This window comes from Psychrobacter sp. H26, from assembly GCF_059073035.1.
Genome location: NZ_JCACRW010000001.1, coordinates 855,844 through 878,182, shown reverse-complemented (window position 1 = coordinate 878,182; position 22,339 = coordinate 855,844). Strand labels below are relative to the sequence as shown.

Here is a 22,339-nt window from a genome sequence, read left to right as displayed (position 1 = left end):
CTATTACTTTTATTATTTGATACTTTGACACTATGCATCACATAATGAGTAGCAATGGCTTTATTAGATTTAGGAGATTTTAATTTTGCGTAGCGACACCTTGTCTTGCGTTATTTTAATCGTAACGACGCATCGATAGTGAATTATTTTGTTAGGATTTATTTTGACAAAAAAAAGGACAGTAACGAGACTGTCCTTTTTATCAAAGAATTATAAAGTATTCAAGGTGACCATTTAGCTCGCAGGAACATCGAAATAGCCAAGATCAAAGTTCATCATTGGATCACTACCAGCTTTAACCATCTGTGCGTGAGCACTGATACGTGGTAGGACACGACCAACGAAATAGTCAGCAAGCTTAGCTTTGTTGGTATAGAACTCGCCTTCTTGACCATTGGCAGCTTCGACCATTAGCGCAAACATGTAAGAGTAGGCTAGGTAGCCAAAAGCATGCATGTAGTCAACAGCACAGCCGTTGATTTCATTTTTGCGTTCGCCAATATTGCTAAGAACCGTTTTGGTTAGCTCTTCAATAGTATCTGCTGCATCTAGAGTAGCTTGCTTGATAGCGTGATCTGCTTGCATGTTGTTCACAAAGTCACGAATTTCTTCTAAGAAGTTTGTGACATACTTACCATTGTTACGAGCAACTTTACGACCCAACAGGTCAAGCGCCTGAATACCGTTAGTCCCTTCATAAATCTGAGCAATACGCGTATCACGAACGATCTGCTCCATACCCCACTCGCGGATATAGCCATGACCACCAAAGACTTGCTGACAATCAACGGTTGCTTCTAATGCCTTATCAGTTAAGAACGCCTTGGCAACAGGGGTTAATAGAGCGACACGAGCAGAAGCCGCTTTTGCTGATTCAGGGTCAGTACTAAATTTCTCTTCATCAAGATTTTTGGCAACGTACATAGCAAAACAACGTGACGCTTCATTGTTTACTTTGGCATTCAATAGCATGCGGCGCACGTCTGCATGATGGATAATAGCATCGGCTGGTTTTTCTGGGCTTTGTAGCTGCGTATCACTACGGCCTTGACCGCGATCATTAGCATATAAAGCAGCATTCTGATAAGCAAGCTCAGAACCACCAAGGCCTTGTAGGCCCATCGTGACGCGCTCGTAGTTCATCATAATAAACATTGAAGACAGACCAGTGTTTTCTGTACCAACCATCCAGCCTTTAGCATTATCGAAGTTCATGACACAAGTTGCAGAGGCTTTGATACCCATTTTGTGCTCGATAGAACCTACAGCTAGCGTGTTGCGTTCGCCCAAGCTACCATCAGCATTAACCAAAAACTTTGGTACGACAAATAGTGAGATACCTTTTGAGCCTTCTGGCGCATTTGGTGTCTTTGCTAATACCAGGTGAATGATGTTGTCAGTAAGATCATGCTCACCACCAGTGATAAAGATTTTGGTACCAGAGATGCCAAAGCTACCATCATCGTTAGGAACGGCTTTAGTCTTGATAATACCCAAATCTGTACCGGCATGTGGCTCAGTCAAACACATAGTTCCTGACCATTCACCGTTGTACATTTTTTCTAGATAAGTCTGTTTTTGTTCTTCAGAACCAGCAGCGTTCAAGCAAAGCGTCGCACCAACTGTCAGGTTTGGATACAGGGCAAACGATTGGTTTGCCGTGAAAACCATTTCTTCAGTAAGCATGGTTACCATTTTTGGAAAGCCTTGACCGCCGTACTCAGCGTTACCACTTAACCCAACCCAACCTGACTCAGCATACTGTTTGTAGGCATCTTTGAAACCTGTTGGGGTCGTAACAACGCCGTCACCCTCAAAGGTTGCGCCTTCTTCATCACCGCTACGGTTGATAGGCAGTAGAATATTCTTTGACAGTTTTCCCATTTCTTCTAAAATCATATCGACAGTTTCCATATCGACATGAGCTAGGTTTTCGTTATTTTGCCAAAATTGTGGCGCTTTAAATACATCATTTAAAATAAAACGCATGTCATTAAGAGGGGCATTATAAACAGCCATAAACATTCCTTTGGTTCAAATGAATAAAATTGGAGGTGTTAAGATTATCAACTGTTCTCTTGATATAACCTTAGCGATTCATGCTCAAAGTTTAACAAATAAGCTTGTATGCTAGTGTATTTCTTCGTGAATAGTGCGTGCACCAAAAGTTAGTGGCAGCTATTGTAGTGTTTAAATAAGCCTTAAAAACCATCAGTACGTATCAAGAGTATCTAATTAACAAGTATAGATTACAGTCATAATTATAATTATGCTGACTACCATCTTCTTGATGGCTATCTTTTATATAGTTATAAGCATATGCACAAAATAAATCGGCAACATACCGTGGTATGTTGCCGATAAAATACAGTGTCAGTAGTGCTTAATGTCTAATTAAAAAGCAAACTGTTCAACATCCATGCTCATGAATGGCTCAACACCAGTACCGATACGTTGTACATGGGTCGTGGTACGCGGCAATAATTTAGCGAAGTAGAACTGAGCCGTTTTGATCTTCGCGTCATAGAACGCTTTTTCGCCAGTGCCATTTGCAATAGCGGTTTGAGCAACCAGTGCCATACGCGCCCATAGGTAAGCTAGGGTCACATAACCACTAAAGTACATATAATCGACCGCCGCGCCGCCGACAGCATCTGGGTTTTCAGTGGCTTGCATGCCGACACGTGCTGTCAAATCACCCCATTCTTTAATGTGCTTGGCAAGAGGGCGGATGAACTGACCCATCTCGTCATTTTCTTTGTTGTCTTCACAGAATGTTTGAATGACTTTTACAAAGTTTGCAAGTAGCTTGCCTTGTGAGCCTAGAACTTTACGGCCAATCAAATCAAGTGACTGGATCTGAGTTGTCCCTTCATAGATACAAGCAATCGTCGTATCACGTACGTTCTGCTCTAGACCATATTCAGTACAGAAGCCACTACCACCCATGACCTGTACACCATGACCTGCCGCTTCTAGACCTGTTTCAGTCAAGAACGCTTTACCGATTGGCGTTAGGAAAGATAGCATTTGATTGGCATACTTTTGCTCATCGCCATTACCTTTAGCAACGATGTCAGCAAACTGAGACATATAACCGATAAGTGCGCGGCCACCTTCAGCAAATGCTTTGGTAGTCAATAACATATCGCGAACTGCAGGATGAACAATAATAGGATCTGCTGGCTTTTCAGGAGCCTTAGCACCCTTCAAAGAGCGAAACGCTAAACGATCATTGGCAAACGCAAGGCCACCTTGGAAAGCGAACTGAGCTGCGGTAACCCCCTGAATGGCAGTACCGATACGTGCCACGTTCATGAATGTAAACATCGCGTTCAAACCACGGTTTTCTTCACCAATCAAGTAACCAGTTGCACCATCATAGTTCATGACACAAGTCGCAGAGGCTTTGATACCCATTTTGTGCTCAATAGAACCACATGATACTTCGTTACGCTCACCTAAGCTCTCATCATCGTTGACGTGGAATTTTGAGACCACAAATAAAGACAAGCCTTTAGTGCCTTCTGGCGCATTTGGCAGACGAGCTAGAACGATATGAATGATATTCTCAGACATGTCGTGCTCACCAGCTGAGATCCAGATCTTGCTACCTTTGATGTTGTAAGTGCCATCATCGTTAGGCTCAGCTTTTGTACGTACTTGGTTCAAATCTGAACCACACTGAGGCTCAGTCAAGCACATGACGCCAGTCCATTCGCCTGAGATTAACTTTGGTAAGTATTTTTGCTTTTGCTCATCAGTACCATGATGCTCTAGAGTCGCCATACAGCCTTCAGACAGACCAGGATACATGCCAAAAGACCAGTTAGCAGTGCCCATAAACTCAGAGATTGCTGAGTTTAGTGACATTGGCATATTTTGCCCACCAAACTCTTCTTCAGCTGTCAATGAAGTAAAGCCAAGCTCACAATACTGCTTATAGGCTTCTTTGAAGCCTTTTGGTGTGGTCACGACGCCATTTTCGAAATGACAGCCTTCAGCATCGCCGCTTTGGTTCAATGGCGATAGCTCGTTTTCAGCAAAGCTTGCAGCTGTTTCTAGATAGCTATCTACAATGTCTGCTTCAATATGAGCATAATCATCAATATTTTGATAATGAGTTGTACTATCTAGAAGCTCATGCATGACAAATTTCATATCACGAATAGGGGCTTTATATTGCATGGTATCCTGTCCTTTTTGTAATGTAGTCGATGATCATTCATAGCAAGCATATGGTGCACTATTTTCTAGCGCGTTGCTCTTACCTAGCCAATCTGAAAATCTAAATAAGTGACAAACAGCAAAGCAGGTCAATCAGGCTGTCGATCACATAAAATAGTGTTAAAAAGAGTAGTGATTGTTAGGGGCAATAAGAGATTAAATGCGCTCCAACAAATTCACTATAAAAGATAGGCTTTCATAGATGATTATACAAGTTTGGTCACAGCACTGATAAGTCATGAACCCGCCTTGCATCAGTTATGCAATCGACGTTAGGCACCAATGCTCATCAGTAATAACCGTATAGGAATCTAACGTTACTGACAGGATTAACGCCATGATAATAGGGCATAAAATAAAAAAGCAGTGTTTAATAAACACTGCTAATTAAAAGGGTCTTAAGACACGAACATTTATATGATTATTCGGTAGTATATTGTTTGAGCAGCATCTCAGTGGCAACATCAGCAGGGATGGGTTTGCTGAACCAATAACCTTGCCCCTGTTTGCAGCCCATGTCTAGGAGCACATCGCGTTGCTGCTCAGTTTCGATACCTTCCGCCACTACTTGCATATCTAAAGCAACGGCTAGATCTAAAATGGCTTTTACAATCGCATGCTGGGTACGATCCGTTTCAATATTGGATATAAAGCTCTTATCGACTTTGATAAAGTCAAATGGATACTCTTGTAAATAACTCAAAGACGCATAACCAGTGCCAAAGTCGTCTAGCGCAAGACAAACCCCCAGCTCTTTGAGTGAATTGAGCTGTTGTCTAACGTTGTCATGGCGCTGAATCAAGGAAGACTCAGTCACTTCAATATGCAGCTGGCAGGCAGCAATATCATGCTGTACTAGCAGGCCACTGACCATATCAAAAAAGTCAGGATGGCTAAATTCAGCTGCGTCGGCATTGATACAGATATGTTGGCAAAAACCTTGCTGCTGCCACTCAGATAACTGTTTGGCAATTTGATTTGCCATCTGTGAAAACAGCTCAAATGATAGCTTGTGCGTGAGAATAGCGTCAATAAAATGTATGGGCTTTAGCAGACCACGTGTAGGATGTTGCCAGCGTACCAAAGCTTCAAAACCCGTGATGGCACCCGTATCTAACGAGAATTTTGGCTGATAGTAGGGAACGAACTGACCGTCAGTAGTCGCCACTCTAAGCTCGGCTTCTAACTGTAGACTCCCTGCCGTTGCCTCTTCAATGGTCTTGTCGTACCAGCGAATATCGTCACCGCCATGCTGTTTGACGTACTGTAATGCTTTTTCTGCTTTCGTTAGTAAACCTGTCACTTGACCATCGTTTTTAGGAAAATAACTGACGCCCACTGAAACATGGCAATAAATATTTGCGTCCGTTGTGGCGCTGTCATTCATAGGGAAAGGGAGTTCGCACATTTGCATCAGTGTATCTAACTGATGGCGTACCATATTGCCGTCTTTGCATTCAAACAATAATGCAAAATCATCACCACCAAAGTGAGATAAACACCGTAAATGTGCCAATTCGAGTTGCTTAATGCGTTCTACAAAGCTGGTTGTTAAGGAGTTGATACCATCAGGTCCTAATAAGTTTGCCAGATTGCGATAACGGTCGATATTGAGACGTACGATGACCACTTCTTGATAAGTATCTAATAAAATATCGCTGGTCTGGCTCAAAAACACCTTACGGTTAGGTAATCCTGTAAGTTGATCGTAGTTGAGCAAGTGCGCAACTTGTTTTTGATCTTTAACAACCGAAGACATGTCGCGTAGCATGCCAACATGATATACCACGTCCTCAACAGAGATTTTTCGATAGGTCACATGACAGTCAATCATCTGTCCATAGCGATTAGCCATTGAAAAATCAAGCTCGTGAAACCCTGTCTCGCTTAGATTGCTTTTTATATCTTTTAAAATAAGCTGCTCTTCTTCTGACAAAAATTCAGCAGCGTAAATACCAAGTGGACGACCGACCAAAAATGATTCTTTGTAACCAATCAGGAGCTCATAACTGGCATTAACCGTGAGATAACGCAAATTGCCATCCAATATAAATATGGCATCGTCTATCTGCTCACACAGTTCGGTCATTAATTGCTGTTTAATCGATACTGGGATAGGGTCAAAATTGCTCATAATAATGTCTCACAAAAGATAATGACTCATAGAAACAAATAAAGACTGTGATTCAACTGACTAAAATTGAGCTAAGATCACTTTTAATTCTACACAATATAAAACAAAAGTTGTACTTTAATCATGACTTAAAAGATAATGACTATCATTATTGATTATTTATTATAACTATACAAGGCGAGTAAGGTCGTCAAAGCGACGACAGGTACGGTCTCGGTACGCAACACTCGAGTACCGATTTGCCAAGGGGCGAAACCTACTGATTCTGCTTTTTGGCACTCATCATCGCTAAGCCCACCTTCAGGACCAATCAATAGTTCAATATATGGTGATTCTTGTTTAAGCACAGTTTCCAGTATCTCTGGTTTGGCAGGTTGACCTGCTGCCGGTACACTCATTTGCAATCGTAAATCTGCTGCGCTCTCTAGTACTTCATAGTACTTGTCTTTACTGAGTGTAGAGACAATAGGGCTGACCGCTGTCTTATCGTTTGGGAATTTAGTAGGGGCTAGCCAGTCACGAATAGACAATGGAGCCAGGATAAGTGGCGGGCGATTGAGACCGCATTGCTCACAAGCTGCTATGGCTACTTGTTGCCAATGCGCCAGCTTTTTTTCAACTTGTGCAGGCTTTAAGTTGACTTCACCATGATGGCTGCTGAGCAGTTGTATAGCAGTTACACCAAGCTCTGTTGCTTTTTGGATCGCGTAATCCATACGTTCACCGCGACTCATTACTAGCCCAATCTTACTGATAACAGGTGCGGTGCGGTCATCGTTAAAGTGAGAGAGTAAGGTAGCAGTTGCTTTCTTCTTACTGATCGTCTGTAGCTGTACCTGATACTCACCACCGAACCCATCAAACAGGATGCCCTGATCACCGACATTGGCACGCAAAACTCGGCACCAGTGATGGATGATGCTGTCTGGTAATTCAATATCGCTACCCTGAGACAGTTCACTCAATTTAGGCAGTAGCGGGGCATCGGCGTTGTCACTATCAATGGTATAAAAAAAACGTCGCACGAGGTCTTATTCCTATTGTTTGATTGGGAGCGTTTATTATCGGGTCCATAGAATATCACTTGAGCCACCTAAAGGCATGGCTTTTATGATAATTATTGTTTAATGCAACCACTCGTTATATAGACAATACTATCGCACAGTGAAGGAAAAATAAAAAAATAATTAAGATAAAGTGTATCTTATAAAATATGAAAGGTAATAGCCCAAAATTTTCCAATAAAAAACTGGCACTCCTAAGAGCGCCAGTTATCAATCAGTCAATTAGATTTATTTATAAATATCAACAACTAAGCAGTTAATCTTACTCAGCAGTTAAGCCTAGTGCTTCAACCAAGCGTTTGTTTGGCTCGACTTTATTCATGCTATAAAAATGCATGGCTGGCACACCCTCGGCAATCAAGCGTTCACATAAGCGATAAACCACATCAAACCCAAACTCACGGATGGCTTTGTTGTCGTCACCAAAGTCGGCCAAGCGCTTACGTACATAGCGTGGAATATCAGCACCGCAGCTATCAGCAAAGCGTATCAGATTGCTAGAGTTGGTAATTGGCATAATACCAGCCACCAATGGCTGTGCATCGGTATCGATACCGCGTTTCTCTAGTGTGTCACGCAGATATAGATAGCTGTCTGCATTATAAAAGAACTGCGTAATCGATGCATTGGCACCAGCATGATATTTATTTACCAGATTATCGACATCGAACTCAAAGCTGTGTGCTTGTGGGTGCATCTCAGGATAAGAAGCCACTTCGATATGAAAGTGATCACCTGAATGCTCACGGATAAATCTGACCAAATCTACTGCAAATGGGAGTTCACCCATACCGACCTGACCTGATGGTAAGTCACCACGCAATGCGACAAGACGTCTGATCCCTAAGCTTTTGTAAAACTCAAGCAACTCAGCGATCTCAGACTTGTCATCGCCGATACAAGACATGTGCGGCGCAATTTCGGTATCTCCGCGTGCGCTTAGTGCTTTTACGATATCTAAAGTACGGTTGCGGGTCGAACCACCAGCACCGTAGGTCACTGAAAAATACGCTGGTGACAGCGTATTCAACTCATCATAAGTTCTGAGAAGCTTTTCGTGACCCAGCTCGGTTTTTGCAGGAAAGAACTCAAAGGAGAAAGCAGGCTTACTCACAGTCAGGCTCCTTTTAGTATTTATAAGCATCAGGCTTGAATGGACCTTCAACAGGTACGCCTAGATATTCGGCTTGCTTTTGGGTCAGCTTAGTTAGGGTACCGTTAAAACCTGCAACCATAGCAGCGGCTACTTCTTCGTCCAGCTTCTTCGGTAAGACTTTAACGTATAAGTTGTCAAAACGCTCATCAGTGGGCAGATCAGCAAATTTTTCTTCGAACAAATACATCTGTGCCAGTACTTGGTTGGCAAATGAGCCGTCCATCACGCGTGATGGGTGACCAGTAGCATTACCTAGGTTCACTAGGCGACCTTCAGCAAGCAAGATCAAATAATCGTTTTCGTCATCTGAGCGGAAGATTTGATGCACTTGTGGTTTGATCTCAACCCAGCGCCAGTTATCACGCATAAACTGAGTGTCGATTTCGGTATCAAAGTGACCGATGTTACATACCACAGCACCAGGTTTTAATGCTGCTAGCATATGACGATCACAAACATGGTAGTTACCAGTGGTCGTGACGATCATGTCAGTATCTTCAAGCAAGCGTTTGTTGATGTTGTCTGCGCCGCCAGTGTTGTCACCGTCGATGTATGGTGATAATACTTCAAAGCCGTCCATACATGCCTGCATAGCACAGATTGGATCAACTTCTGAGACACGTACGATCATGCCTTCTTGGCGTAAGCTCTGCGTAGAGCCTTTACCTACATCGCCGTAACCGATAACCAAAGCGCGGCGACCAGCAAGGAACATGTCGGTAGCGCGTTTAATAGCATCGTTTAAGCTATGACGGCAGCCGTATTTGTTATCATTTTTAGACTTGGTAACTGCATCGTTGACGTTGATGGCAGGTACTTTGAGTGTGCCGTTGCCAAGCATTTCAACCAGACGATGTACACCAGTGGTGGTCTCCTCTGAGATACCATGGATGTTATCAAGAAGCTCAGCATAATCATCATGGATAAGAGCGGTCAAATCACCACCATCATCCAAGATCAAGTTGGCATCCCAAAGCTGACCTGACGCTTCGCCGCCAACATGTACTTGCTGACGTAGGCACCATTCGTACTCTTCTTCTGTCTCGCCTTTCCAAGCATAAACAGAGATACCCGCAGCAGCGATAGCCGCAGCAGCATGGTCTTGAGTTGAAAAGATATTACATGAGGTCCAGCGTACTTCAGCACCTAGCGCGACAAGTGTCTCGATAAGTACGGCAGTTTGGATAGTCATGTGGATACAGCCAGCGATTTTCGCGCCTTTGAGTGGCTGGTCTGCTTCGTAGCGACGACGCAAGCCCATTAGGGCAGGCATTTCGGCTTCAGCAAGAGTGATTTCACGGCGGCCGTAATCAGCAAGGCTGATGTCAGCGACTTTATAGTCAGTGAAAGAGGGATCGATCGTATGGGCAGATGGTGTAGTAGACACTGCGTCCATAATATGCTCCTATCAGTGGTTAACGAATGATAAAAAGAATAAAAACGCAGGTGCCGTTGTTTGCGCTGTGAGCGACCAAAACGATGGATACTCAACAGTTAACCGAGCCTAACATAACCTGTGATTGCATAACTTTAGAATATTAATGCAGTAAATCACTATTATGGCGCAACACCTCTCGGAGGTCGTTATTGTAATAGATGAGTGGTTAATTGTCACCTATTGACTGAGATAAATGATAGGCAGTCATGGCATAAGTACCTGTATGTTTTTCATAGGTATAAAAAAAGGCCACCTGTAGATGACCTTTTATATTTAGATATTTTTTGATGCTACTCAGCCAACATTAGTACCAGTTATAGGTGAGAGAGGTGAAAAAGTTAGTACCGTCAGTGTTATAACTTGGAGCAATAACATAGGTCTTATTAGTAATGTTATTAAGACGGGCTGTCAATGAAAGGTTTGAGTTCAGTTGATAGTTGCCACTGATATTAAGCAGACCATAACCATCAACAAACTGTGAGTCAGCGTTAGAGATATTATAATAATAGTCATCTATATATTCGTATTCCGCGCGAACATCTACATTTTCTAAGCGGTAACCTGCATATATCAAACCTTTATGCTTAGGACGAACGGGTAGATAATTGCCATCACTACTGTTGCCACTGTCATCCTTGGCTTTTTGGTAATCGTAACTACCACCAAACAGATAATTATCAATCGTCCAATCTGAAGTTAAGGTGATACCATCAATTTTTGCTTTGTTAATATTTTTAATGCTACCAAATGGATTATCGGTAGTAGGGACACCATCATTTGCGAGCAAATCATCAACGTTATTACGGTAGCCTGTTAAACGTGTAGACTGTAACAAAGTATCATATTCAATAAATGCTTCGTAATTATTGCTCGTTTCGGGCTTTAAGTCGGGGTCTCCACCAAAACCTGGAAATAAGTCATTGAACGTTGGTGCACGGAACCCTTTAGCATAGCTAGCACCAGCGCGTAGATTTGGCGTGAGGTGGTAGGCACCGCCTAAATTATAGGTCGTTTCGTCACCGTACTGAGAGTTATCATCAAAACGTATATTAGCTTGCGCATCGAATTGGTTGTTGGCTAGTACGTAGCCTAAAAAGGCGCTAGTCACATCACGATCGTCAATATTGTATTGATTAGAATCAAGGCTTTGGTTGAGATATTCTACACCGTATATACCTTGACCTACAGGCAATAGATGCTGACCGACTAAGCTAACTTGGTTTTGTTTAGTGTCATAAACACTATTATATGTCGGAGTATCAGACTTATCGATAGAGTGTCCATACTGTAACTTCACTGAAGAACCAGGACTATAACGCCAATCAATAAAAGCTTGCGCTGAGCCGTTTTCTTGATCAGAGTAGGCATCATTTTCTAGCCCATTGTCAAACTCAGTCGTTGACTTACTATATAGCCCGCTAGCACCTACAGACCATTGCTCATTGATACGTTGGTTTAAGGCAATGCTAAAGTTATCGCTCTCAAAGCCATCATCGTCAGGATTGTACCCAAAATTATTAGGTAGCGTTACGTTGATACCATCGGTTTCATTGTGGCTAGCAGATAAGCTGACCGAAGTGCCTTTACCATTGGTAAACTGAGCGCTAGCACCGTATAGATATTCATCGTTTGAGCCTATGCCTGCGGTTACTGAGAACTCACTACGCTCAACGTTGCTGCCTTTAGTAAAAACTTGAATCACACCGCCCATTGCATCAGCGCCATAAATACTAGAACCAGAAGCCCCATAGACTACTTCTATACGCTCAATTTGATCAGCAGGGAGTAGGCTTAGAGTTGCTCCACCTGCACTTAATGAGCTATAACGTATACCATCAATCAATACTAAGATTTGCTTGTTATCGTAACCTCTCATATAAAAGTTTGAGACCGTACCAGGTCCCCCGTTGGTGTAATAGCTGACACCAGGTTGGCGTTTCAATACATCAAGTGCGCTTTGACCCTGATAACGCTGCAACTCTTCACTATCGATCACTCTTGTCTGAGCAATTACGTTACTGGTCTTGGTAGGCGTACGCGTCGCTGTCACGACGATCTCATCAAGGTCAACCTGTGGCAAGTCACTATCACTGATAGTCGTATCTTGAATGGTAGCTGCCATCGCAGTATTTACGGCAAGTAAACCAAGCGCACTTAAGATACTTAGACGAAGATAGGTATTCGATGACGAACGTGAAGAAAACATAATCAATTCCAGAGTAATCCCATGAAGGATGGCAAAAATAAAAGGTAACTATTTTGATGTGATGGGCATCAAAAGTTACAAAAAAAAGCATATAAGTAAGGCTGCGCTCATTATCTATAAAAGTTAGCATTTTATAAACCACTTTAACTTAATATTTATTCAGGGTAGCGTGAGTGGAATTCATGATGAGATGTTGATCCTTTGATCAAAGGTAACTTCCTCTTGATTATGGAGAGAGATGAAAAATTAGGCCCGCTCATTCACATAGATGACAACAAAAACGCATAATCAAAAGCACTGCTGTTATAAATAATTGTTATCATAGTACAGATATCCTATGTTCTTCATCGTGCCACCTATAAAGCTAAGAGGTTTGTCTTGTCTACTAAGCATAATCTGCCGCCTACTACTGCGTTTCTTTCACTAAACGCCATCATTAAGATACCGTTAACAGCTGTTTTGCTGTTGTTGGTCATGATGGTAAGTATTGCCGTACCCAATAAGGCTTTTGCTCTTGAGGCAGGCGCGCTTGGGGTAGGTGGCGACAGTAGTGAAGAGATGGTAAGTGGACCATTACCTGATTCATTTGGGCGCGATACGCCGCGTGATACCGTACAAGGTTTTATCAGTGCGCTGGGCGAAAACGATTATTTGCTGGCGAGTAACTACCTAAACCTATCTAAGTCTGATAATCCAACGACCGTTGTGCGTCAGTTCAAGCAAGCATTAGATGCAGGAGGGCGGTTCCAGCCTGATTTGCAGATTAGTAATCTGCCTGGTGGCAATCTCACCGACCAGTTACCACCCAACCAAGAAAATGTGGGTGTGATCAGTATCGGTGAAAAAAATGTTTCATTGTTACTAGAAAGGGTAGTATCCGAAGATAACGAGCAGTACTGGCAGTTCTCAAGTGAAACGCTCGCTTCCGTACCAGAAGTCATAGAAAATACTGAGCCGACGTTGGTATCGCGTTATACCTTTGACTCACTTGACGGCAAAAAACTCTTTGGCTATCAGTTGGCTGATTTGGTCGCTGCGCTAACGATGATTGTGAGTAGTTTTGTGCTCACGTATATTGCTGTGTGGCTACTGTATCACTTATTAAGAATCACTTATCCTCGTGTGCGTGGTACGCCATTACCATTACCGAACAAAGTAATATTACCACTTGCTGTCGTTATCATGGCGCTGATATTGTCAGAGGTTATGGTCTATGCTGGCGTGTCAGTCACGCTGCGTGAGCCTGTCAATCGCTTTACTGATATTGCTTCATGGGTGGCAACCACTTGGCTGTTGCTGCGGGTTATCGATGCCATATTTACGCGAGCGGTCAATCTAAGCTATAAGAAAAACTACACTGAGCGTGTCTCGATATTGGGACTGATGCGAAAAGTAGTCAAAGCGTTACTATTGATATTCGCGGTCATCGTTATTTTTGGCAATTTGGGCTTTGACTTGACGACTGGTATTGCTGCATTGGGTGTGGGTGGTTTAGCCTTAGCACTTGGTGCGCAAAAGACTATTGAAAACCTCGTTGGTAGTGTCGTGGTGGTGGCGGATTCGCCCGTACGTATCGGTGATTATTGTAAGTTTGGTACTTACGAAGGCACCGTTATTGATATTGGTATTCGCTCCTCACGCGTACGCACCTTATCACGGACGATTGTCACCGTACCGAATGGTGATTTTTCGTCGATGCAAATTGAAAACTTTACCTCTCGTGATATGTTTCAGTTTTACCATAAGCTATATCTCAAACGTAACGCTGATATCGATGTGGTATTCAAAATGGTCACAGATTTGGATAATTTTCTGAAAGAACATGAGATGACTAACCAAGAGTGGAACCAAGTCAATATTTCAGAGCTGCGTCAAGACTGTTACGTGATTCAGCTACAGGCATATCTTAACGCCAATAACGTTGTTGATTTCTATGACAAGCAAAATGTATTGTTCGTTGAGGTATTGAACCAAGTGGCAAAATACAAGGTCGAGCATGCATTGCCCACCCAGCAGCTGATCGTCAATCAGGCTGAGCTTGAACATCATATAGACAGTACGGTAGATGAAACAATAGAAGAAGATACATCAAATGATAGCAGCGGTAATGGTGATGAGACAACGGTAAGCACAGACAGCAGTGACAATCATGCTAGTACTGGCCTTAACGACAATATAGGTAATGACAACATCAGAAACGATACCAAAAAACCCAATTCATCTATGGCAACCGTTACCAGAAAAGGGGCACTCAAAGCATTAAAACATAAAAGTCATATGCTTAGAAAAAGTAAATTTAAACACACAAAAAACAAATTCAATCTCTCTATATGGAATCAACCATAAGCGCTATGCCGACAGGTGTGAAGTTCAACAGAGTTGTGTTCAATAGCATCATGTTTCATGACAGTAGTTGTTACAACGGCACAGCGGTTTTATTACGTAGTGAGCCGTAGTATGACCAAAGCAGTAGGCTGGCAGCGCTGCGATAGGGTGACCAATGCTGAGTAAGGTTTTTGAGTTGCTTAGGTGTTGGTCGATCTGCTAATCCTAGTAAATGCATGGCGCCAACTTTGATGGCTAGATCATCAACAGCAAACACATCTGCACGCTTTAAAGAAAATAATAAGTACATCTCAGCAGTCCAGCGGCCAATGCCTATCACAGCTGTCAAGGTTGTTATAACCTCTTCATTTGGTAAGGTTTCCAATGCTGCAAAGTCGATATCATGATCGACTAATGAGCGGACGTAGCGAGTTTTTTGTTTAGATAGTCCTTTAGCTTTTAGGTCTTCGTCCGTCGCTTGATGTATTGCCTGCGGCGTTATTAACTCTGCATCAACCAAACGTTGCCATATACTAGCCGCCGCCGCTACAGATAATTGCTGACCGACCATCGCTCTCATCAACTGCTCAAACCCACCTGCATTGTGTCTTAGACTAGGTGTGCCTACCTGTTCATAGACGGAGGAAAATTTTGGCTCAATAGCAATCAACGCAGTGATGTTCTCCTGTAGCTCTTGACTGTTTTCGATGGTATGTATGCTCATGGTAAGATCGCTTTTCTAATGAGTAGGTGTCTTGACAGATATCATAGCAAAGAGTGGTGGGTTATATCAGTAGGTAAGTGGCTAAACGTTAGTAGGCAGAGGGCTAAACGTTAAACAATTAAAAAAACATATAAGCTACAGACAAAAAAAGGACTACTTGGTTGTAGTCCTTTTTTTAATACCGCTCAATTGTTAGCGAGTAATCTATTCGCCGTCTGCCTTTGGCTTCTTGAGCAATACGAGTACAGCGCCATTACCGCCGTCTTTTGGCGGTGCAGAGCAAAAGGCCAGTACTTCTGGCAATTGACGCAACCACCCGTTGATACAGGTTTTTAGAATTGCTTCACTACCTTTGCCATGTACGATTTTTACCATGGTCTCGTTACTTTGTTTTGCTTGGCTTAGCAGCTTAGTCATGGCATCGCGCGCTTCTTCTATCGTACAGCCATGAATATCTACTGCATCGTACCAGCGCAACTTACCTTTTTTGAGCTGATCGAAAATTTTGTTTTGGAGCGTTGGCTGCTTATAGGACAAATAAGCTTCAGCCGCAACAGGATTCAGTAGGGCTTGCATATCTGACAATCCTGCACCTAAATCACTGGCTTCGCTACCCTGAGCTGCTGCACGTTTTGAAAGTGTCGCTGCATCAGGTTTGCCTGCTTTGGTTGTGCTAGCAGGTGAGCGGACGTTCTTGTCTTCTAACTGATTCACCCCGTGCATGGCTTGCATGAACAGCACCTTATCATCATCGATATGTTCGCTATCGAGCTGTTTGACGGTTTTTTTTACTTGTTTTTGAGTCAATAGTGATACAGGCTCAGTTGGTTTTTGGTTCTCACCTTCAGGTGAATTGGTATCACGACCTTTACTCAATTGGCCTTTTAGTTCTTTGAGCTGGTCTTGCATTTCTTTTGAAAACAGAGAGTTTGACATAAAAGTTAACGTATCGTTGATTAATGAATGTTGGGTTAGCTGATAGCACGCCTGCTTTGTAGAAACTATTTGGTGCTATCGCCGCTTGAATATGTGAGTTACTTTACTCGTCTACTGTAACGCCCGCAAGTAAGGATTGTAACGCTTGTCCAGGATGGTCCGTTTTCATAAACTGTTCACCGATCAAAAAGTGCTGAATTTCATTACTAAGCATCAGACGAATATCATCGCTACTATGAATACCGCTTTCGGTTACGATCAGCGGTTTTTTATCAGCGTTATCTGCATCACTATCAGTCGCAAGTGCTTCGATCAACCTGCTTTTTAGATCAAGCGTGGTTTGTAAATCCACATCAAATGTATTCAAATCACGGTTATTGATACCATAAATATTATGCTCTGAACGTGGCAGCTTTAGCGCTCGCTCAAGCTCGGATTGGGTATGTACTTCTATCAATACATCCATACCAAGCTGGATACTGAGCGCATGCAGCTCTTGCACTTGTGCATCGTCTAGGCAGGCCATGATGAGCAGAATACAGTCAGCACCCAGCAAGTAAGATTGATATATCTGATACGCATCAATCATAAAGTCTTTGCGCAGTATTGGCAGGCTTGAGGTGTTGGCCGCCTGAATCAGGTAGATGTCATCGCCCTGAAAGTAATCACGATCTGTCAGCACGGACAGACAGGTGGCGCCTGCTTGCTCGTACTGCTGAGCAAATAGAGCAGGGGTAAAGTTATGATTGATGACACCTTTAGATGGTGAGGCTTTTTTGATCTCAGCGATGATACCAACGCCATTGCTTGTAGAGCTGACGGCACGCAAGGCAGCTGCAAATCCACGACGCGATTTATGATCCGCTGCGACCTGTGCTTGTAAATCCTCAAGGGGCAGTACTTCACGAGCTGCTTTTACTTCTTCTACTTTGGTTGCGACGATGCGTTGTAGTACCGAAGGTATGTCTGAGTGAATTGTGGTCATACGAGTGTCCGAATATCGTTAAATTGAGTAGAAAATAATGAACAAGTTTATGTTTTATGAATGGCAGTAAACTAATCCTGAGCCACGAGCTGTTGTGTATAAGCAGCCAAAGATTCAAGTTTAAGTAAAGCATCACCATTTTGTATGACTTTTTGTGCTCGGCTGACACCATTAGGGTAGTTACTGGCAAGGCCTGCAGTATATATCGCCGCACCTGCATTCAACGCAATCATGTCACGTGCTTTGAGGACGGCGCGATCATGAGTATCATTACCAGACAGAGCGGCGCGAATAAGCTCAAGACTTTGCGCTGGAGAATCAACATCGAGACCGATCAGGGTTTGGGATTCGATACCTGCATCTTCTGGCATCATCTCATAAACAGAGATTTCTCCATCTTTTAGTTCAGCGACTGTGGTTGACGTTGCCAGGCTGATCTCATCTAGACCATCTTTTGCACCGACAACCATGACATGACGCGCACCTAGGTTTTTCATTACTTTTGCGATCGGCTCACACAACTGTGCGGTAAACACACCGATGACTAGGTTGGGCGTACCGGCTGGATTGGTCAATGGTCCCAAAATATTAAAGATCGTGCGCGCTTTTAGCTCACGGCGTACAGGATTAGCATAGCGCATGGCGCTGTGATGATTGGGAGCAAACAAAAAACCAATACCTTCGTTCTCAATACAGTCTTTTGCTTGTGCTGGACTAAGCGCTAGACTGATACCTGCCTGCTCAAGCAAGTCGGAGCTACCAGACTTGGTCGAGACGCCACGATTACCGTGTTTGGCAACCTGCGCGCCAGCCGCCGCGACCACCAATGCTGATGCAGTCGAGACATTAAATAAATTGGCACCATCACCGCCAGTACCAACGATATCAACTAAATAATCGCAATTCTTTGGTTCAATATTGGCGGCTAGTGCACGCATGGCACTGGCTGATGCGGTAATCTCATCAATCGATTCACCCTTCATGCGTAGACCTGTCAAGATAGCGCCCATCATGGCATCACTACATCTGCCTTGCATGATAATAAGCATTACTTGATACATCTCATCAAAGGTTAGATCGATATGCTGAAAAATTCTACCGAGCGCAGAGGTTAGCAGTTGATGCGTTTGGGCATCAGACAGTTTTTCAATACTCTCTGGCGTGTGCGTTTCTTCTATTTTTGTTGTATTCATTATGATCTCGCTTATGATTATTTTTTATGTGAATCTGTGTAAAATTTGGCATGAGTTTATGCAAACAGTATTTTTTATCAATATGACTTTTAGTCAAATCTAACCAACTTGTGGTAGCTCATCGGATGTTAGGATAGCCAAGCCATGAGTCTGTAAAAAGTTATTGAGCAATTGATAACCTGCTTCGCTCAATATCGACTCAGGATGGAACTGAACGCCCTCTACAGCAAACTCCTTGTGACGTATGCCCATGATTTCTCCGATACTACCATCACTGCTCTGTGTCCATGCAGTGAGCTCAAGACAGTTGGGTAGGCTACTCTTGTCAATGACGAGCGAATGATAACGCGTCACTTTTGATGGGTTGGGTAGTCCAGAGAATATACCTTGGTCGTTATGATACACAGCAGATAACCGCCCATGCATGACTTCACCAGCTTTGACCACTTGTCCACCAAATACTTGCCCAATAGCCTGATGTCCCAAGCAAATACCAAGTATAGGAATTACTCCTTTGAATACTTCAATCACTTCTAGCGAAATACCAGCGCGATCAGGGTCACAAGGACCTGGGCCAATAACGATCACAGTAGGGGCAAGGGTCTGAATGTGCTCAATAGTGACCTGATCATTACGCCAAACCGTGATGTCTTGCTGCAATTCACCGAAGTACTGTACGATATTGTACGTAAAACTATCGTAATTATCGATCATCAGAATCATGAGCGTTCCAAATTATTGGTTTTTTATACTTCTCAGAATGGGGCGTATCTACGAGGTAGACATTGATAAAGAGCATCAAAAATCCATGATGTTCTCGGCTTTTGGACGCCGCCGTTATCTTACCACTATTTTCTCTGCTATCAAATGTAGGACACCTGTAAACTAGGCAACCGCATTTTAAAACAGGTTTTTCATCATACTGATCGACTTGGGTTAGTCATTACAAATAAAATCGTAACTTAATATTTTGATGACGCACCACAACAGAACAGTGGCATCACTATGACTACTATCAGCACTAATTTGGTGCATTGTGTTTATTGTTGGTGCTTAAAGTAAAAGCAAAATACAAGGCAATCGAATAAACATTACTGCTGACAAGTACTATGCTTTATTGTAAGATACTGTAATTATTAACAATAAGCACTTGTATGAGTCGATTTTAGATAATCGATTCAATAAACTGGCACAGCCTTTGCATTGACGCTGCTATGATTATCTATGATTACAAAAAGTGGTCTCAAATAATCGTTAGCCAGTGATCGCCAATAAGTGCCTGAAGCGTTCAGTATTATCAGTTATATATTGCTAGAATGACGTTAGAATTGACTTGGCGTATTTTAGGCCGTTAAGATAGAGCAGGTCTAATTAAGTAAACGTCTTAGACCAGCGTCTTGACTAATACGATAAATAGTGCTGATAATGAGCATAATATCGAATGCGCTGTTCGATATTAAAAAGAGTACACTTGGAATACTTTAACAAGAAAATGGCACCAATAATTTTAAATTGCAATAACGTGACCAACACAACGGAGATTATGTATGTCGAACAAATTATTAGATCTTATTCAATCCTCTAATGCTAAATGGGTTGACTTTCGCTTTACTGATACACGCGGCAAAGAGCAGCACATCAGCTTCCCAGCATCTACTGTTGATGAAGACGTCATGGAAGATGGCAAAATGTTTGACGGTTCATCTATCGCTGGTTGGAAGGGTATCGAAGCGTCTGATATGATCTTGCGTCCTGATCCAGAAACGGCATTTATCGATCCGTTCTTTGATGCAGTTACTGTCGTTGTGACTTGCGATATCATCGAGCCATCAACGCTACAAGGCTATGATCGTGATCCACGTTCTATTGCTCGCCGCGCAGAAGAGTATTTGAAGTCTACAGGTATCGGTGACACGGCTTATTTTGGTCCTGAGCCTGAATTCTTCGTATTTGATGATGTTAAGTGGTCAGTTGACATGTCTGGCGTTAGTCATAAGATCACTGCTGAAGAAGCAGCATGGTCGACTAATGAGTCGTATGAGTGGGGCAACATGGCGCATCGTCCACGCGTCAAGGGCGGTTACTTCCCAGTACCGCCAATCGACAGCTCGCATGATATGCGCTCTGTTATGTGTGAACGTATCGAAGAAATCGTTGGCGAAGGCCGCGTCGAAGTTCATCACCATGAAGTTGCTTCTTGCCAGTCTGAAATCGGTGTTGCATTCAACACGATGGTACGTAAAGCGGATGAAGTTCAGCAGTTGAAGTATGTTGTTCATAACGTTGCTCACCAGTTTGGTAAAACAGCGACCTTTATGCCAAAACCAATCGTTGGTGATAATGGTTCAGGTATGCACGTTCATATGTCAATCTCAAAAGATGGCGTAAACACGTTCTCTGGTGATGAATATGCCGGTCTGTCTGAGACAGCATTGTACTTTGTTGGTGGTATCATCAAGCACGCTCGTGCATTGAACGCAATTACCAACCCATCAACGAACAGTTACAAGCGTCTGGTGCCACATTACGAAGCACCTATTAAGCTTGCTTACTCAGCGTCTAACCGTTCAGCGTCTATTCGTGTGCCACATGTAAGTAGCCCAAAAGCGGTACGTATCGAAGCTCGCTTCCCAGATCCAACAGCTAACCCATACTTAGCATTTGCTGCGCTATTGATGGCAGGTCTTGACGGTATTCAGAATAAAATGCATCCAGGTGAGGCTGCTGACAAGAACTTGTATGACTTGCCACCAGAAGAAGAAGCACAAATCCCAACGGTTGCAGAGAGTTTAGATGTTGCACTACAAGCATTGAAAGATGATCACGACTTCTTATTAAAAGGTGATGTTTTCACTAAAGATATGCTAGAAGCCTTCATTGCGTTGAAAGAAGAAGAAGTACAACGCTTGAACGTTACTGTGCATCCTGTTGAGTTTGACATGTACTACAGCTGCTAATCATGGATTAGTCTGTTGAGTTAATTCAACAAAAAAGAACCAGTCAAGTATATCTTGGCTGGTTTTTTTGTGCCGTTAAGACAAGAATGTACTAACATCAGATAATGCTATTTGAGATGAATAGTAAAGACGCCTCAAACATTGCTGATTTTGCATCGAAAGTATCGCATAATGGTTGGTATATCATTATATTAATAGCAGACACTAATTAGGCTGATTGACCATGACTTTGTTATCAACGCAACACTCTATACGAGGCAACATAAAAGTAGGGCTATTGACGATTGCTGCGATAGCAAGTCTTTACGCACCACTAAGCAATGCAGCACCCATCTATAAAGTGGTTGATGAGCAAACCGGTCAAGTCACCTTTACCGATCGACCGCAGGATTATGAGCAGCAAGCTGGCAAACAAGTCAGTCAAATTGCTATTACGACAGGCAATGAAACAAGCAGGTCAGCCAGCTCTAGCATGGCAGGTAGCTCTGATGCAAATAGCCTGCCATCGAATGTATCGCAAACGAGAGTTACTCCTACGGCCTCTGCTGCCAGTACTAAGACCAACGCACCAGTAAACTATCAATTGGCGATTGCTGAACCTAGTGAAGAAAGAGCCTACCGTCGCCCAGCGCAAAGTATCAATGTCGCTGTACAGGTTAATCCTGCGCTACAAGCAGATGACAGCGTGCGTATTTATCTAGATGATAAGGAAGTAGCACAAGGTTTGAGCGCGTCGATTGGTACTATAGACGTGCTGCCAGGTGCTCATACGATCAAAGTTGTCATACAAAGCGAAACCGGTCAGGTAATCAAGCAAGTCACACGCACGGTATACGTCATCCAAAATAATACGACGCTACAAAACAATAAAAAAATTGCGCAGCAGCTCTTGGCTTATCAGAATTTGCCTTGGTATCAAAAGGTACTGTTGAAACTGCGTCAACAGGAAGTGGCTCAGTCTCAGTAACGACTAATTGAGATAGATATCATTCGC

The 22,339-nt window shown here is 42.9% G+C and carries 15 protein-coding genes; 3 read left to right on the top strand and 12 right to left on the bottom strand.

The window, feature by feature from the left end:
- Nucleotides 1-234 precede the first annotated feature (234 nt).
- From AC5JPT_RS03600 to AC5JPT_RS03570, 7 genes are all read right to left on the bottom strand, one after another.
- Nucleotides 235-2,019: an acyl-CoA dehydrogenase C-terminal domain-containing protein gene (locus AC5JPT_RS03600; RefSeq protein WP_493857136.1), complete on the bottom strand. Its 1,785-nt coding sequence runs from the start codon at nt 2,017-2,019 to the stop codon at nt 235-237.
- 375 nt (nt 2,020-2,394) lie between these two features.
- Complete coding sequence (locus AC5JPT_RS03595) at nt 2,395-4,188, bottom strand: acyl-CoA dehydrogenase C-terminal domain-containing protein (RefSeq protein WP_493843072.1); 1,794 nt, start codon at nt 4,186-4,188, stop codon at nt 2,395-2,397.
- Nucleotides 4,189-4,648: 460 nt separating this feature from the next.
- Nucleotides 4,649-6,361 (bottom strand): putative bifunctional diguanylate cyclase/phosphodiesterase, encoded by a 1,713-nt coding sequence (locus AC5JPT_RS03590; protein ID WP_493857135.1) that lies wholly within the window; start codon nt 6,359-6,361, stop codon nt 4,649-4,651.
- 155 nt (nt 6,362-6,516) lie between these two features.
- Nucleotides 6,517-7,386: a 16S rRNA (uracil(1498)-N(3))-methyltransferase gene (locus AC5JPT_RS03585; RefSeq protein ID WP_493857134.1), complete on the bottom strand. Its 870-nt coding sequence runs from the start codon at nt 7,384-7,386 to the stop codon at nt 6,517-6,519.
- Between the two features lie 301 nt (nt 7,387-7,687).
- Complete coding sequence (locus AC5JPT_RS03580; RefSeq protein WP_493857133.1) at nt 7,688-8,569, bottom strand: methylenetetrahydrofolate reductase; 882 nt, start codon at nt 8,567-8,569, stop codon at nt 7,688-7,690.
- Nucleotides 8,553-9,977: an adenosylhomocysteinase gene (gene ahcY / locus AC5JPT_RS03575; protein WP_493857132.1), complete on the bottom strand. Its 1,425-nt coding sequence runs from the start codon at nt 9,975-9,977 to the stop codon at nt 8,553-8,555. Before ahcY ends, AC5JPT_RS03580 begins: the two co-directional genes overlap by 17 nt.
- Before the next feature lie 346 nt (nt 9,978-10,323).
- The gene (locus AC5JPT_RS03570; protein ID WP_493857131.1) at nt 10,324-12,225 is read right to left on the bottom strand and encodes a TonB-dependent receptor plug domain-containing protein; all 1,902 of its coding nucleotides are present in this window, start codon (nt 12,223-12,225) and stop codon (nt 10,324-10,326) included.
- Between the two features lie 474 nt (nt 12,226-12,699).
- On the opposite strand from AC5JPT_RS03570, the gene AC5JPT_RS03565 reads away from it, so the two are divergent.
- Nucleotides 12,700-14,571, top strand: a complete 1,872-nt coding sequence (locus AC5JPT_RS03565) for a mechanosensitive ion channel family protein (protein ID WP_493858423.1) — start codon at nt 12,700-12,702, stop codon at nt 14,569-14,571.
- Nucleotides 14,572-14,641: 70 nt separating this feature from the next.
- Here AC5JPT_RS03565 and AC5JPT_RS03560 read toward each other — a convergent pair whose 3' ends face one another.
- The 5 genes from AC5JPT_RS03560 to AC5JPT_RS03540 all read right to left on the bottom strand — a co-directional run bounded on the left by AC5JPT_RS03560 (nt 14,642) and on the right by AC5JPT_RS03540 (nt 19,111).
- Nucleotides 14,642-15,274, bottom strand: coding sequence for a DNA-3-methyladenine glycosylase family protein (locus AC5JPT_RS03560; protein WP_493857130.1), 633 nt, complete (start codon nt 15,272-15,274; stop codon nt 14,642-14,644).
- A gap of 204 nt (nt 15,275-15,478) precedes the next feature.
- The gene (locus AC5JPT_RS03555) at nt 15,479-16,210 is read right to left on the bottom strand and encodes a Smr/MutS family protein (RefSeq protein WP_319051959.1); all 732 of its coding nucleotides are present in this window, start codon (nt 16,208-16,210) and stop codon (nt 15,479-15,481) included.
- Nucleotides 16,211-16,313: 103 nt separating this feature from the next.
- The gene (gene trpC, locus AC5JPT_RS03550) at nt 16,314-17,195 is read right to left on the bottom strand and encodes an indole-3-glycerol phosphate synthase TrpC (RefSeq protein ID WP_493857129.1); all 882 of its coding nucleotides are present in this window, start codon (nt 17,193-17,195) and stop codon (nt 16,314-16,316) included.
- 71 nt (nt 17,196-17,266) lie between these two features.
- A complete protein-coding gene (gene trpD / locus AC5JPT_RS03545) occupies nt 17,267-18,388 on the bottom strand; it encodes an anthranilate phosphoribosyltransferase (protein WP_493857128.1) in 1,122 nt (373 codons plus the stop codon).
- 99 nt (nt 18,389-18,487) lie between these two features.
- Nucleotides 18,488-19,111 (bottom strand): anthranilate synthase component II, encoded by a 624-nt coding sequence (locus AC5JPT_RS03540; protein WP_493857127.1) that lies wholly within the window; start codon nt 19,109-19,111, stop codon nt 18,488-18,490.
- 824 nt (nt 19,112-19,935) lie between these two features.
- On the opposite strand from AC5JPT_RS03540, the gene glnA reads away from it, so the two are divergent.
- Both glnA and AC5JPT_RS03530 read left to right on the top strand, forming a co-directional pair.
- Entirely contained in the window at nt 19,936-21,345 is a 1,410-nt protein-coding gene (gene glnA / locus AC5JPT_RS03535) for a type I glutamate--ammonia ligase (protein ID WP_319051963.1), read from the top strand.
- 223 nt (nt 21,346-21,568) lie between these two features.
- A complete protein-coding gene (locus AC5JPT_RS03530; RefSeq protein WP_493857126.1) occupies nt 21,569-22,312 on the top strand; it encodes a DUF4124 domain-containing protein in 744 nt (247 codons plus the stop codon).
- Nucleotides 22,313-22,339: the final 27 nt, after the last annotated feature.

Excerpts from the sequence above, each read along its gene's own strand:
- AC5JPT_RS03600 (WP_493857136.1), bottom strand. The coding sequence starts at position 2,019 with ATGGCTGTTTATAATGCCCCTCTTAATGACATGCGTTTTATTTTAAAT.
- AC5JPT_RS03595 (WP_493843072.1), bottom strand. The coding sequence starts at position 4,188 with ATGCAATATAAAGCCCCTATTCGTGATATGAAATTTGTCATGCATGAG.
- AC5JPT_RS03590 (WP_493857135.1), bottom strand. The coding sequence starts at position 6,361 with ATGAGCAATTTTGACCCTATCCCAGTATCGATTAAACAGCAATTAATG.
- AC5JPT_RS03580 (WP_493857133.1), bottom strand. The coding sequence starts at position 8,569 with ATGCTTATAAATACTAAAAGGAGCCTGACTGTGAGTAAGCCTGCTTTC.
- ahcY (WP_493857132.1), bottom strand. The coding sequence starts at position 9,977 with ATGGACGCAGTGTCTACTACACCATCTGCCCATACGATCGATCCCTCT.
- AC5JPT_RS03570 (WP_493857131.1), bottom strand. The coding sequence starts at position 12,225 with ATGTTTTCTTCACGTTCGTCATCGAATACCTATCTTCGTCTAAGTATC.
- AC5JPT_RS03565 (WP_493858423.1), top strand. The coding sequence starts at position 12,700 with ATGATGGTAAGTATTGCCGTACCCAATAAGGCTTTTGCTCTTGAGGCA.
- AC5JPT_RS03560 (WP_493857130.1), bottom strand. The coding sequence starts at position 15,274 with ATGAGCATACATACCATCGAAAACAGTCAAGAGCTACAGGAGAACATC.
- AC5JPT_RS03555 (WP_319051959.1), bottom strand. The coding sequence starts at position 16,210 with ATGTCAAACTCTCTGTTTTCAAAAGAAATGCAAGACCAGCTCAAAGAA.
- trpC (WP_493857129.1), bottom strand. The coding sequence starts at position 17,195 with ATGACCACAATTCACTCAGACATACCTTCGGTACTACAACGCATCGTC.
- trpD (WP_493857128.1), bottom strand. The coding sequence starts at position 18,388 with ATGAATACAACAAAAATAGAAGAAACGCACACGCCAGAGAGTATTGAA.
- AC5JPT_RS03540 (WP_493857127.1), bottom strand. The coding sequence starts at position 19,111 with ATGATTCTGATGATCGATAATTACGATAGTTTTACGTACAATATCGTA.
- glnA (WP_319051963.1), top strand. The coding sequence starts at position 19,936 with ATGTCGAACAAATTATTAGATCTTATTCAATCCTCTAATGCTAAATGG.
- AC5JPT_RS03530 (WP_493857126.1), top strand. The coding sequence starts at position 21,569 with ATGACTTTGTTATCAACGCAACACTCTATACGAGGCAACATAAAAGTA.